Raw genomic sequence first — 13,864 nt, 5'->3', positions numbered from 1 at the left:
AGTCAGGTTTGTGCCAGGGCCCCGCGATCAGCATGTGCCGGGGTCCGTCTCCCGATAACCTTCGACCATGACATTTGCGACGGCGTACACGAAACATTTCCCCGACGAACTGATCGGCGCCGTCCGCACCGCGCTGATCGTCACCTCGATCGTCGGCATCGTTCTCGGTGTCGTGGTGATCGTGTGGCCGGGACCCACCATCGTCGTGGTGGCGATCCTGTTCGCGATCTCGCTGATCATCGCCGGGATCTTCCGCATCTACCAGGCGTTCGCGGCGTCGTTCCTGAGTACGGGAGTGCGCGTACTGCTCGGCGTGGTCGGCGTGATCGTGCTGCTCGCCGGAATCATCGCGCTCTTCAGCCCCGGCGACGCGATATGGCTGCTCGCGGTCTTCATCGGCATCGGCTGGATCTTCCAGGGTGTCGCCGACCTCTATGCGGCGGTCACGAAGTCCGGTCACAGCCCGACCTGGTTCCTGATCCTCTCGGGCATCGTCGCGGTGATCGCCGGAATCGTGATGATCATCCTGCCGGTCTTCTCGCTCCAGGTCCTGGCCTGGGTCGGTGGCATCATGCTGGTCGCACTGTCCATCGCGACGCTCCTGACGCTCCCCAAGAAGGTCGAGGCCCCGGTCGAGCCTGCGGTCTGACCTCGACACGCGGCGTCCTCGCTGCGCTCGTTCGACGCGGCTCGGCCGGCAGGACCGCCCTGCTGGTCGGGCTGGTCGGAACCTACTTCGCCGTCGGCCACGGGGCGATGGGATTGCCCTGCCAACGGGTGTGCGCGGGCACGACGTCGCCGCGCATGACCAGCGAAGCCGGTCCGACCGTTGCCGATTCGCCCAGCCCCGACGCCGGAAGGGCGACGCAGTGCGGTCCGAGGGTCGCGCCGGCGTCGAGGGTGACGCGGTCGATGGCCATCACGCGGTCGTGGAACAGATGCGTCTGGACGACGCAGCCTCGCTGCACGGTCGCGCCGTCGCCGAGGCTGACCAGATCGGCCTCGGGTAGCCAGTACGTCTCACACCACACGCCACGCCCGATCCGGGCGCCGAGCAGACGAAGCCACAGGTTGAGAATCGGTGTCCCGGTGGCGGCATTGGCGAACCACGGCGCGGCCACGGTCTCGACGAACGCGTCCGACAGCTCGTTGCGCCAGACGAACGAACTCCACAGCGGGTGCTCGCTCACCGTGATGCGTCCGACGACGAGCCATTTGGCGGCGGCCGCGGTGCCACAGGCAATGGCGCCGACCCCGAGCAGCAACAGTCCGCTCACCAGCGCGGCCATGCCGTAGTGCAGGTGAACGGCGACGTACTGCAGCGCGAACAACATGCCGACACCGAGCCCGAACGACACCATCACCGGGATGAGACGCAGGGTTTCGATGGCGGCACGCGCGACCTTCAGCTTTGTCGGCGGGTCGAAGGTGCGCGACGTGTCGATCTCGGCGGCGGTGCGGCGCAGGCGGACCGGTGGGCTGCCCAGCCAGCTCGACCCTGACTTCGCGCGGTCCGGCGTCGCCGACAGCACCGCGACCAGGCCGTTCTTGGGCACCTTGCGGCCCGGCCCGGTCATCCCGGAATTCCCGAGGAACGAGCGCTTGCCGATCTTCGCCTCGTCGATGTGCAGCCAGCCGCCGCCCAGCTCATACGACGCGACCATCGTGTCGTCGGCCAGGAAGGCGCCGTCGCCGATGGTGGTGAAGCGCGGCAGCACGAGTGCCGTCGAGATCTCGGTGCTCTTGCCGACCTTGGCGCCCAGCACGCGGAACCAGATCGGTGTCAGCAGGCTGGCGTAGAGCGGGAACAGATAGGTGCGGGCGGCGTCGAGGAGCCGTTCGGTGAGCCAGACCTGCCAACCGACCCGGGATCGCACCGGGTGGTAGCCGGTGCTCAACCCCAGCGATGCCAGGCGTACCAGTCCTGCGGTGATCGCGGCGAAGACGACGAGGCTGGTGAGGGTCGCGGCCGGCAGGAGGATGAGCGCACGGACCGCGGCGTCGCGCAACCGGTCCGCAGAGAGGGCCCAGCTGCCGATGACGGCGAGTCCCGCGGCCAGCGAGACCAGCGGGATCGCGGCCAGGACCAGCGAGGACAGGCCGTACGCCGGCACCCAGCCACTGGCGCGCGGTGGCCGGTGATCGGGCCAGGGGTGTGCGGCCTTGCCCACCTTGATCGCGGGTGAGCCGGCCCAGTGCTGGCGCGCCTTCACCCGACCGAACACCGCGGAACCCGGCGCGACGACGGCGTCACGTCCGACGACGGCTCCCGGCATGAGCGTCGACCGTGCGCCGATCGTCGCCCCGCGTTTGATCGCGATCTCCCCGATGTGGACGACGTCGCCGTCTATCCACCAACCGGCGAGGTCGACCTCGGGTTCGACCGAGGCGCCTTCCCCGACCGTCAGCAGTCCGGTGACCGGCGGGATCGTGTGCAGGTCGACGCCCCGCCCGACCTGTGCGCCGAGAGCGCGGGCGAGGTAGATCATCCACGGCGCGCCGGAGAGGTTCGCCGCACCGCTCGCGTCCAGGAGTCGTTCGGCCACCCACAGCCGCACGTGCACGCCGCCGCCGCGGGGGTACTCACCCGGGGTGACGCCGGCGAGGAGCAGACGGGAACCCGACGCCGCGATGAACATCCGGCCGGGCGGCGTGATGAAGACCAGGAACGCGACGAGCAGAACCCACCAGTTCACCTCGACCAGCCACGGGACCGAGCGGTTCATCCGGTCGGCGACGACGGCGGCCAGGTTGTTCACGACGCCGAGCCAGGTCGCCCACTGGAGACCGGTCAGGGTGGTCAGGGGAACGGTCAGCGCGACCTGGGCGACGCCCGTGGCGCGCGGTGTCGGTCTCACATGACGTTCGACGATGTTCGTCGTCGGTCTGCGCGCGTCCAGCATCTCGGCCATCGAGCCGAGACGGGGATGGTCGTAGAGGTCGGCGACCGAGATGTCCGGGTGGCGTCCGCGGATCGCGGTCACCAGCTGTGCGGCGGCGAGCGAACCACCGCCCTCGGCGAAGAAGTCGACATCGGGGCTGCTGACCCGGATGCCGAGCACATCGGTCCACAACTGGGCCAGCCACAACTCGGTCTCACCGAGTTCCACATCCTCATCCACTGGTCTGCTGCTGCCCGGCAGGGGCCAGGGCAGCGCATCGCGATCAACCTTTCCCGAAGTGCGCGTGGGCAATTCGTCGACGAGGGCGAGGGTCGGGACCATCGCGGTGGGCAGGTGGCGGGTGAGTTCGGCGTGCGCGGCCGAGACGTCGAAGTCGGGATCAGCGGAGACCAGGTAGCCGACGAGCAGGCTGTTGCCCGCCGCGGACTTGCGGACCGCGGCGGCGGCGCCACTCACACCGGGCAGGTGCTGTAGGGCATTGTCGATCTCGCCGAGTTCGATGCGTCGCCCGCCGACCTTCACCTGGTCGTCGGCCCGACCCATGAAGATCAGGCCCGCGGACTCGAGTCGCACGAGATCGCCACTGCGGTAGGCGCGTTCCCAGCCCAGGGTCGGCATCGGGGCATACTTCTCGGCGTCCTTGGCCGGGTCGAGGTAGCGGGCCAGTCCGACGCCGCCGATGACCAGTTCGCCGACCTCGCCCTCGGCGACCGGCCGGCCGTCGGCGTCGACGACCGCGAGATCCCATCCGCGCAGAGGCAATCCGATGCGCACCGGACCGGGTCCGCCGAGCGGGGCGGCGCACGCGACCACGGTCGCCTCGGTGGGGCCGTAGGTGTTCCACACCTCCCGCCCGGGCACGGCGAGGCGATCGGCGAGTTCCGGCGGGCAGGCCTCGCCGCCGAAGATCAACAGTCGCACCGCCTCCAGGGCCTCCGGTGGCCACAACGACGCCAGTGTCGGCACGGTCGAGACAATGGTGACGTCCCGCGCGACCAGCCAGGGCCCCAGGTCCATGCCGCTGCGCACCAGCGATCGTGGTGCCGGAACGAGGCAGGCGCCGTTGCGCCAGGCCAGCCACATCTCCTCGCACGACGCGTCGAAAGCGACCGAGAGCCCGGCGAGCACACGGTCACCGGGTCCGATCGGCGCGTCGGCGAGGAACATGTGTGCCTCGGCATCGACGAAGGCGGCCGCGTTGCGGTGGGTGACCGCGACACCCTTCGGGGTGCCGGTGGAACCGGAGGTGAAGATGATCCACGCGTCGTCGTCGGGTGTCGGACGCGCCGGTGCGACCGCGGTGCCGGCGGGTTTCGTCGCGTGCGGGCCGTCGGCGTCGACGATGGCATCCACGTCGGCCTCGCCGAAGACGAGTTCGGCGCGCTCATCGGGATCGTCCGCGTCCACGGGCACGTAGGCGGCACCGGCGTACAGCGTGGCCAGGATGGCGACGTACAGATCGCGTGAACCGGACGGCATCCGGATGCCGACGCGGCTGCCGTGCCCGACGCCCACCTCGGCGAGACGAGCGACGGTGCGTCGGATCAGCGCCAGCAGCTGGCCGTAGGTGAGGGTGACGTCGCCGTCGTCGATCGCGGCGGCGTCGGGGTTCGCCCGCGCGGTCTCGGTGAGGACGTCACACAGGGTCCGCGGATCGTCTGCCTGCGCGGACAGCAGGAACTGAGGAGAGATCTGTACCTGCGTCACAGCCACCGTCTAGTCACGAGTTCGAGAATATAGCCGACCCAGGTGACCAGCAGGGCTCGGCCCGGTGAATGTTTTTCCCCGGCGTTTACCGGATACAGGAGGGGTGCCGAGGGTGTAGCTTCGGCTCAGACCAGGAGGAATTCCATGCCCATCGTCCATCACCGGCGGCCGAGTCTCCTGTCATATCCTCTCTGGCTCGGATCACGCCTGTTCCTGAAGCCGATGCTCACCCTGTGGCCGGTCAACAGTGCGGGCCTCGCCGGTCTGTTCCTGATCGACCGGCTGATGGCGGTCGGACCCAAACCCCGCGGGGTCGTCCGCGAGCAGTTGACCCTCGCGGGTCGTTCCACGGAGCTGATCATGCCCGCCGGTCCGTCGCGCCGGGACAGCGACACGGCGATGCTGTACCTGCATGGCGGCGCCTTCGTCGTGTGCGGTCTCGGTACCCACCGTTCGATCGCCGCGCGGCTGGCGCGCGCCTGCGAGATCCCGGTGTTCTCACTCGAGTACCGGCAGCTGCCGAAGGCGGGGGTGGGCGCATCGGTGGCCGACACGATCGACGCGTACGCCGAACTGATCAACGAACGCCACTATCGGCGGGTCATCGTCGCCGGTGATTCGGCGGGCGGGTTCCTCGCGGCCAAGGTCGTCGAGGCCGTCGCCGAGCGCGGACTACCGGCCCCGGCGGCGCTCATCGGCTTCTCTCCGCTGCTCGACGTGGACCTGGGTACCAACCCGGACCGGTCCAGTCGCTCCGACGCCTATCTGCCGAAGTCGAAGATGGCCAAGCTGGCCCCCAAGTTCGATCGCGGTCCCGTGCCGCTGACGGGGGTGCGCCGGATCTCCGATCTCGATCCGGACGAGTTCCCGCCGACGGTCATGGTCACCGCCCAGGGCGAGATGCTGGAGCCCGACGTCATCGACCTGGTCGAGATTCTCGACCAGGCGGGGATCGAGGCCCTCGCGCACAGCTACGCTTGGCAGGTGCACGCGTTCCCGGTGCTGGCCTCGCATCACCCGGAGACCATCCACGCGATCGAGGTGACCGCGGCCTTCGCGAAACAGGCGATACGAGAGGGCAAGAGCACTGACGACCGAGAGGACCAACGGGTCGGCTGACGAAAGCCGCCCCGGCACCGAAGCAGGTGCCGTCCCCACCGCCGCGCCACCCACCGACGCCCCGCCCGGTGCGGTCGACGCGCGCTTCACCCTCGCCGCCGAACGCACGCTCCTCGCGTGGGTGCGGACCGCGATGGGGTTCATGGCGGCAGGTATGGCGATCGTCTACCTCGCCCCCGACATCGACGATCCGGTGCTCGAACTGGTCCTCGGTCTCGTCCTCGTCGCCCTGGGTTGCTCCCTCGCCGTGATCGGTGCGTGGCGCTGGCGGCGGACGATGCGAGTGCTCCAGCAGGGTGGACAGATGCCGGGCCCGGCCCAGATCCTGTTCGTCGTCACTGCGATAGTGGTGGTGGCCATCCTGATCGCGGTTGTCGTCGTGATCCAGACCTGATCGCCATCCCGACCTGTTCTACCCAGGAGTTCCCGTGAGTACCGGCCCCGACTTCTCCCGCGGCGCGCAGACGCTGTCGACGACGATGACCAGCGTCGGCGCGGCCATCCTCATCGTCTGCCTGGGCTGGTTGACCGTCGACTGGTGGCGCGACGGCCGCTGGTTCTGGGTGGCCGTCGGGATCGCCATCATCGTGGTCAACATCGTGCTGATCGTGCTGCAGATCCGCCGCCGCCGCGCAGAGCGCGCCAAGGACCCGAAGCGCCCCCGGCGTCCGCTGATCGACAACTTCGACGACCTCGACGACAACCCTCCCCCTGCTGCCTGATCCGAAGGTTCTGGTGAGCCCCCTCCGGGAAAGCCGGAGTCAGGCGCTCAGCGTCCCGCCGTCGTCCTCGCCCTCGTCGCCGTCGTCGGCGAACTGCGTGCGGTAGAGCTCGGCGTAGCGTCCGTTGCGCGCCAGCAGCGTCGGATGATCGCCACGTTCGACGACGCGTCCTGCTTCGAGCACCACGATCTGGTCCGCCGCGCGGATCGTCGACAAGCGGTGTGCGATCACGATCGAGGTCCGGCCTTCGAGGGCTTCGCCCAATGCTTCCTGAACGGCCGCCTCCGAGGTCGAATCCAGATGTGCGGTCGCCTCGTCGAGGATCACCACCGACGGCTGCGCGAGCAGTAGCCGCGCGATCGTCATCCGCTGGCGCTCACCGCCGGAGAGGCGGTATCCGCGTTCGCCGACGATGGTGTCGAGTCCGTCGGGCAACGACGCCACCAGCTCGTCGAGACGCGCCCGGCGCAGCGCGTCCCAGATCTCCTCGTCGGAGGTGTCGGGTCGAGCGAGGACGAGGTTGGCGCGGATGGTGTCGTGGAAGAGGTGGCCGTCCTGGGTGACCAGGCCGACGGTGCGATGCACCGACGCGGTCTGCAGGTCGCGGATGTCGACGCCGGAGAGCTGCACCGAGCCCTCGTCGACGTCGTACAGCCGGGTCGCGAGACTCGCGATCGTCGACTTGCCCGCACCCGAACTGCCGACAAGAGCCACCATGCTGCCCGCGGGAACATCGAGGTCGACGTGGTGCAGAACCGTCGTACCCGCCCGGTTGTCCAGCTGTGCAACCTCTTCCAGTGATGCCAGCGAGACCTTGTCGGCGGCGGGGTAGGCGAAGGAGACGTCGTCGAAGCGCACCGACACCGGGACCGGCCGGCCGCTTTCGGTGCCGGGGACCGGGCGTGCGTCCGGGGCGTCGGTGATCAGCGGTGTCAGGTCGAGGACCTCGAAGACGCGCTCGAAACTGACCAGCGCGCTCATGATCTCGACCCGTGCGTTCGCCAGCGCGGTGAGCGGGGCGTACATGCGGGTGAGGAGCAGGGCGAGCGAGACGACCGCACCCGCCGACAGATGTTCGTTCACCGCAAGCCATCCCCCGAGCCCGTAGACCAGGGCGAGCGCGAGCGCCGAGACCAGCGTCAACGCGGTGAAGAAGTAGGCCTGCAGCATCGCGCGTCGAACACCGATGTCGCGCACGCGATCCGCACGGTCGGCGAACTCGCGTGATTCCAGGTCGGGACGTCCGAACAGCTTGACCAGGGTGGCTCCGGGTGCGGAGAACCGTTCCGTCATCTGGGTGGACATCCGGGCGTTGTGCTCGGCGGCCTCACGCGACAGGGCGGCCATCCGGCGTCCCATCCGGCGCGCCGGGACCACGAAGATCGGCAGCAGCACGAGGGCGAGCAGCGTGATCTGCCAGCTGATGTAGATCATCACGCCCAGCGTCAGCGTGAGCGTCACGATGTTCGACACGACGCCCGAGAGCGTGTCGCTGAAGGCGCGTTGCGCGCCGATGACGTCGTTGTTGAGCCGGCTCACCAGGGCGCCGGTCCGGGTGCGGGTGAAGAAGGCGACCGGCATCCGCTGGACATGGTCGAAGACTGCGCGTCGCAGGTCGAGGATGAGGCCCTCGCCGATGTTCGACGACAGCCACCGCACCCCGATTCCGGCCGCCGCCTCGGCGACGGCGATCAGGGCGATCGTCACCGCGAGACCGACGATCATCGCCTCGGACCCGCTGTCGGTGATGAGGTTGACGACGCGTCCGGCGAGGAGCGGCGTGACCACCGTCAGGACCGCGGTGAACACGGACAGCACGAGGAACAGCGCTATCCGGCGGCGATGGGGTCCGGCGAACCCGCTGATCCGACGCAGCGTCGTACGCCGATCCCCCCGCAACCGCTTACCGTCCGGCGAGGTCGACGACTTGTACATCATGTCCCACGCGACCGACTCCATGCTCATGTCGCCCAGGGTAGGACTTCAAGTCAACTTGAGGTCCATTCGTCCCTTCCGGATGCGGGTGGAGGTGCACGCCGGGAGCTGGAGAGGCGTCCCGCCACCCATGCTCTAGGTTGGTAACTGAGGTCACAGACGGCGATCACGATCAGCGGATCGACCAGGGAATGTCAGGTCGGCACGGCCGACGGTTAGGGGCGAGGCTCATGGCAGAACTCAAGCTCGGTTTCAAGGCATCGGCGGAGCAGTTCGATCCGCGCGAGCTGGTGGAGATCGCGGTCGCGGCCGAGGAACACGGACTGGACTCGGTCGCGGTGAGCGACCACTTCCAGCCGTGGCGGCACAACGGCGGCCACGCTCCCTTCTCGCTCGCGTGGATGGCGGCCGTCGGCGAGCGCACCAAGCGCGTTCAGATCGGCACATCGGTCATGACCCCGACCTTCCGCTACAACCCGGCCGTCATCGCCCAGGCCTTCGCGTCGATGGGCTGCATGTACCCGGGCCGCATCATGCTCGGTGTCGGCACCGGCGAGGCGCTCAACGAATACGCCACCGGCTTCCAGGGCGAGTGGCCCGAGTTCAAGGAGCGCTTCGCCCGCCTGCGCGAGGCGATCACTCTCATGCGTGAACTGTGGACCGGCGACGAGGTCAACTTCGACGGCGAGTATTACCACACGCAGGGTGCGTACATGTATGACGTTCCGGAACAACCGATCCCGGTGTACGTTGCCGCCGGTGGTCCGGTCGTCGCCCGGTATGCGGGTCGCGCCGGGGACGGCTTCATCTGCACCTCGGGCAAGGGCGCCGAGCTCTACACCGAGAAGCTGCTGCCGGCGGTGAAGGAAGGTGCGGAGAAGGCCGAACGGGACTTCGACGCCATCGACAAGATGATCGAGATCAAGATCTCCTACGATCCCGATCCCGAACTGGCACTGGAGAACACGCGCTTCTGGGCGCCGCTGTCACTGACGCCGGAGCAGAAGCACAGCGTCAACAGCTCCACCGAGATGGAACGTCTCGCCGACGAACTGCCCATCGAGCAGGTCGCCAAGCGCTGGATCGTTGCGTCCGACCCCGACGAGGCCGTGGAGAAGGTCAAGTTCTACACCGACGCGGGGCTCAACCACCTCGTCTTCCACGCCCCGGGCCACGACCAGCGTCGGTTCCTGGAGAACTTCCAGCGCGATCTGGAACCGCGCCTGCGCAAGCTCGGCTAGCCCCGCTCCGCCGGCTGGGCCGCCCCTGCTGGCTGGGCTGCCCTCGCTGGCTGGGCTGCCCCCGCCGGCTGGGCTGCCCCCGCCGGCTGGGCTGCCCTCGCTGGCTGGGCTGCCCTCGCTGGCTGGGCTGCCCTTGCTGGCTGGGCTGCCCCCCGCTGGCTGAGCTGCCCCCCCGCTGGCTGAGCTTGTCGAAGCCCATGAAATCGCTTGTCCTTCAGGGTGCGATACGCGACGCTGGGACCGTGCCCCTGCTCCCGCCACGCATCCGCGTCGTCTCTCTGCCTGCGCTCGCTGCGGTGGTCACCGTGGTGTTGTGGGCGTCGGCGTTCATCGGCATTCGTGCGCTGGGGGATTCGTTCTCGCCGGGGTCGATGGCGTTCGTGCGATTGCTCGCGGCGGTCGTCCCGCTGACGGCCATCATGCTGGTGGTGCGTTTGCGGAGACGGGGCACTGCCGTCGACGACGACCGTCCGGTCCCCGCGTGGTTTCCCCGCGGACGGGCACTGGGTCTCGTGATCGCCTACGGTGTCGCCTGGTTCGCGGGTTACACCGTGCTGTTGAACTGGGCCGAGCAACATCTGGACGCCGGTACCGCGTCCCTGCTGGTGAACCTCGCCCCGATCCTCGTCGCGCTGGCGGCGGGAGCCTTTCTGGGAGAGGGATTTCCGCGACACCTGGTGATCGGGATGGCGATCGCCTTCGCCGGGGTCGTGCTCATCGCGGTCGGTGGTTCGGCCACCGCCGACGCACACGCCGATTGGCTCGGCATCGTGTTGGGCCTCGGTGCCGCGGGCCTCTACGCGACGGGTGTGCTCATCCAGAAGTCCGCGCTCCGCACGGTCGGCGCGCTGACCGCGACCTGGCTCGGTGCGCTCGCCGGCCTGGTCGCGACGCTCCCGTTCGCGCCGACCGCGATCGCCGAACTCGCCGACGCGGACGCGCCGGCGGTCGCCGCGGTGATCTATCTCGGCATCGGTCCCACCGCGATCGCCTTCTCGACCTGGGCCTACGCGCTTGCGCGCACCGATGCGGGCGCGATGGCGGCGACGACGCTCGTGGTTCCCGCGATCGTCATCGTGATGTCCTGGGCGATACTCGACGAACTCCCGACGGGCATCGGCATCATCGGCGGCGTGCTGTGCATCGGCGGGGTGGCGATCGCCCGTCGGCTGCTGCCGCGGACCCGCCGAGGCAGTGGTGTCGAGAGTGTCGCGCCGGCCGGCGCCATCGATGCCCAGGGTGCCACTGCAGTGCGCGACTCCGGAGTGCGATAATCGCAGTTCGGTCGATGTCGGGGAAGGGCTCATGAAAGCGAAGAATGCGCGGTCCGAGGCGACCCGTGCCGCTCTCATGGAAGCAGCTCTGCAGGTGATCACCGAGAGCGGCGTCAAGAGTGTGACCCACCGAAAGGTGTGCAGCGCGGCAAATCTCGCGCTGGGCACCGTGAACTATCACTACGCCGATCTCGATGAACTGCTCCTCGACGCGTTCGCCTACTACGTGGACCGCATCTCCGAGAAGTACGAGAGCGGATTCACGTTCGTCCGGAACGACGAAGATCTCGCCGACGCAGTCGTCGACATGACGCGAAAGCTCTCGGAGGACACCCAATCCGTCGTTCTCATGTGGGAGATGTACGCGCAGGGTGTTCGCGAGAAGGCCTACCGGCAGCTCATCCGAAAGTGGTCCAAGCGTGCCAAATCGGGTGTCGAGACGTACTGCTCGGCGCAAGTGGCCACCATCCTCGAAGCGGTCTGGGACGGATCGGCGGTCCAGCGCAACGTCGGTGACGCGTCCTTGTCGGACGCAGAGCTCCGTGAGGTCGTGCTCGCGATCATCCGCACCGACGAGTCGCGCGAATACCCGCAGGTGAAGACCCGTTCCGCGGGTGCGAAAGCCTGATCCCGATCGACGACGCCCCCCGTAGCCATCCACCGAAATGCGCCCCTGAGATGAGCCCTCTGAAAGTCCGGCACGGGCGATATGTCGCCGGCGTCCTGCTGGAGGGCCGATTTCGGGGGCGGTTCTTGGGGGCGGATTTCAGCTCGGTGTGGTCGGGCTGACACGCCCTGCTCGCCGAGCTGAAGGCCGGGGTCTGAATTGTCTTACCGGATGCGTGTCCGCTCTCTGCTCACCGCAAAGCTACAACAAACGTTCAGTTATGTCTCAATTTTGACGACATGTGCGGGTCGGGAACTGGCTAGAATCCAGCCCCCGGTTAACACCCGTGTAACACCGAGTTCGCTTGTTACAGCGCGGAAAACTTGGGAACTACCCGTTGACAGCGAGGATGCCCGCCTTTAGGTTTACGTCCAACAAAGTTTCAACAAATGTTCAGAACCTCGGAAGGGGTGGTTCATGCCAACCCAAGCGTTCGACCATGACGCGTTCAAGAAGGCCGTCGGCCAGTTCCCCAGCGGCCTCACGATCGTCACCGGTGTCGACGACGGCCGTCCGCACGGCATGACGCTCCAGTCGTTCATGTCGCTCTCGCTCGAGCCGGCGCTGATCGCCATCGCTCCTGCCCGGACCTCGACGACCTGGCCGGTGATCGCCGAAACCGGATCGTTCGCGGTCAACATCCTGTCGGAGCAGCACTCGGAGCTGGCCCGCAAGTTCGCCTCGAGCGGCGGTGACCGATTCGAATCCCTCGACTACACAACGACTTCCACCGGCAATCCGATCCTCGGTGAGACGGTGACCTGGTTCGACTGCCGGATCGCGGACATTCTCGACGGCGGCGACCACGTGATCGTGCTCGGTGAGGTCCTCGAACTCGGGCAGGCGGAGGAGTCCACGCCGCGCGAGCCGATCATCTTCCATCGCAGCGGATTCCGCCGACTCGCCGAGCCGACGCCCGCCTAGGGCGGCCGTCGGTCACGGCGACGCCCCCTTCCTTCCCCCAGGCCCCAGCCACCAGAACTCAACCGACGGCGCACCGCGCCGGCCGGCCATCCCGCCCTACCCACCCGGCGCCCGCCGGTCCATCGAGAAAGAGGAGATCAATGAGATTCGGAACCTTCAGCGCGCCTTACTCGCACGACTACGCCCACGGCAAGCGCACCGCCAAAGAGGTCATCGACTGGGACCTCCAGCTCGTGAAATGGGCCGAGGAATACGGTTGGGACGAGGCCTTTTTCGCCGAGCACTACACCCTCGGCGGTGAGCCGTCGCCCGCCCCCGACGCCATGATCGCCGCCGCGTCCCAGGTGACCGAGCGGCTCACCCTGGGCGCAGCCGCACACCTGCTGCCGTACCACAACCCGATCGCGCTGGCGCACCGGATGATGTGGCTCGACCACATGACCGGAGGCCGGTACATCGCCGGAATCGCTCCGGGCGCATACGCTTCCGACGCACAGCTGTTCGGCACCGGGGGTGGTGCCAACAACTCGAAGATGATGGTGGAGGCACTCGACATCCTCGAGGCGATCTTCAAGCGCGAGGGCGCCTTCAAGATCGAGGGTGAGTACTTCTCGGTCGACATGCCCGCCTACGACGAGGAGATCGCCGGCCCGCACCTCAAGCCGGCTCAGGCTCAGATCCCGATCATGATCACCGGCATGTCGGAGAACTCCTCGACCATCAAGTTCGCCGGTTCGCGTGGCGCCTACCTGCTGAGCCAGCAGGTGCACGAGAAGACCTGGATCAACCACTGGGAGACCTACTCCACCGCGGCGAAGGAAGCGGGATACAACCCGTCCAAGGCCGACTGGCGCGTCTGCCGCGACATCTTCGTCGCCGACACCGACGAACAGGCTCTGGACCTGGTCCGCAACGGTGCCATGGGCACCCTGTGGGGCAAGTACAACATCCCGACCTTCAAGGGTCTGGGCCTCGGGCCGCTGCTCACCGGCGGCGAGATCAGCGAGGACGATCTGGATCTCGACTGGATGATCGACAACTTCTTCATCATCGGTTCGCCGGACACGGTCGCCGCCCGCATCGAGGAGCTGTACAACGCCGTCGGCGGTTTCGGCACCCTGGTCAGCTTCGTCCACGAGTACACCGACAACCCGGAACCCTACCGACGCAGCTTCGAACTCCTCGGCGCGAAGGTCGCCCCGCAGCTCGCCCACCTCAACGGCTGAGACCCGCCGCTTCACCGACCAACTGGATCGGCCCGCCGGACAACGGCGTCCGGCGGGCCGACTCATCCCGAAAGGACCATGCCTTGGGCACCATCGTCGACTCCCGTCACCTCCGCATCGCCGAGGTCGACCACGGCGATCGGGAG

11 protein-coding genes are annotated in these 13,864 nt (G+C 67.9%); 9 read left to right on the top strand and 2 right to left on the bottom strand.

The features are described from left to right. The first annotated feature begins 67 nt into the window (after window positions 1–67). On the top strand, window positions 68–649 hold the full coding sequence (locus NWF34_RS13070; protein WP_191834578.1) for an HdeD family acid-resistance protein: 582 nt from the start codon (window positions 68–70) through the stop codon (window positions 647–649). A gap of 82 nt (window positions 650–731) precedes the next feature. On the opposite strand, the gene NWF34_RS13065 is transcribed toward NWF34_RS13070, so the two are convergent. Then, window positions 732–4,610: a Pls/PosA family non-ribosomal peptide synthetase gene (locus tag NWF34_RS13065; protein WP_191834577.1), complete on the bottom strand. Its 3,879-nt coding sequence runs from the start codon at window positions 4,608–4,610 to the stop codon at window positions 732–734. A gap of 144 nt (window positions 4,611–4,754) precedes the next feature. Here NWF34_RS13065 and NWF34_RS13060 point away from each other — a divergent pair, with 144 nt between their 5' ends. Genes NWF34_RS13060 through NWF34_RS13050 form a run of 3 tightly spaced genes read left to right on the top strand, consistent with a single transcriptional unit; the run spans window position 4,755 to window position 6,451 of the window. Further along, the gene (locus NWF34_RS13060) at window positions 4,755–5,729 is read left to right on the top strand and encodes an alpha/beta hydrolase (protein WP_191834576.1); all 975 of its coding nucleotides are present in this window, start codon (window positions 4,755–4,757) and stop codon (window positions 5,727–5,729) included. Then, window positions 5,698–6,123, top strand: a complete 426-nt coding sequence (locus tag NWF34_RS13055) for a YidH family protein (RefSeq protein WP_096274780.1) — start codon at window positions 5,698–5,700, stop codon at window positions 6,121–6,123. Before NWF34_RS13060 ends, NWF34_RS13055 begins: the two co-directional genes overlap by 32 nt. Window positions 6,124–6,157: 34 nt before the next feature. Continuing rightward, window positions 6,158–6,451 (top strand): hypothetical protein, encoded by a 294-nt coding sequence (locus NWF34_RS13050; RefSeq protein WP_191834575.1) that lies wholly within the window; start codon window positions 6,158–6,160, stop codon window positions 6,449–6,451. 39 nt (window positions 6,452–6,490) lie between these two features. On the opposite strand, the gene NWF34_RS13045 is transcribed toward NWF34_RS13050, so the two are convergent. After that, window positions 6,491–8,416, bottom strand: coding sequence for an ABC transporter ATP-binding protein (locus tag NWF34_RS13045; protein WP_191834574.1), 1,926 nt, complete (start codon window positions 8,414–8,416; stop codon window positions 6,491–6,493). Between the two features lie 200 nt (window positions 8,417–8,616). On the opposite strand from NWF34_RS13045, the gene fgd reads away from it, so the two are divergent. The 5 genes from fgd to NWF34_RS13020 all read left to right on the top strand — a co-directional run bounded on the left by fgd (window position 8,617) and on the right by NWF34_RS13020 (window position 13,718). After that, window positions 8,617–9,627 (top strand): glucose-6-phosphate dehydrogenase (coenzyme-F420), encoded by a 1,011-nt coding sequence (gene fgd, locus NWF34_RS13040; protein ID WP_191834573.1) that lies wholly within the window; start codon window positions 8,617–8,619, stop codon window positions 9,625–9,627. Between the two features lie 242 nt (window positions 9,628–9,869). Then, window positions 9,870–10,901 carry a DMT family transporter gene (locus NWF34_RS13035; RefSeq protein WP_191834572.1) on the top strand — a complete coding sequence of 344 codons (1,032 nt, stop codon included), beginning with the start codon at window positions 9,870–9,872 and terminating at the stop codon, window positions 10,899–10,901. Between the two features lie 31 nt (window positions 10,902–10,932). After that, entirely contained in the window at window positions 10,933–11,529 is a 597-nt protein-coding gene (locus NWF34_RS13030; RefSeq protein WP_191834571.1) for a TetR/AcrR family transcriptional regulator, read from the top strand. Window positions 11,530–11,985: 456 nt separating this feature from the next. Next, a complete protein-coding gene (locus NWF34_RS13025; RefSeq protein WP_258325241.1) occupies window positions 11,986–12,492 on the top strand; it encodes a flavin reductase family protein in 507 nt (168 codons plus the stop codon). 140 nt (window positions 12,493–12,632) lie between these two features. After that, entirely contained in the window at window positions 12,633–13,718 is a 1,086-nt protein-coding gene (locus NWF34_RS13020) for an LLM class flavin-dependent oxidoreductase (RefSeq protein WP_258325240.1), read from the top strand. Window positions 13,719–13,864 lie beyond the last annotated feature (146 nt).

Origin of the sequence: Gordonia sp. GONU (assembly GCF_024733855.1) — a bacterium.
Classification (GTDB): Bacteria; Actinomycetota; Actinomycetes; order Mycobacteriales; family Mycobacteriaceae; genus Gordonia; species Gordonia amicalis.
Note: the sequence above shows the minus strand (reverse complement) of the source record. Positions and strands in the feature narration are given on the sequence as shown.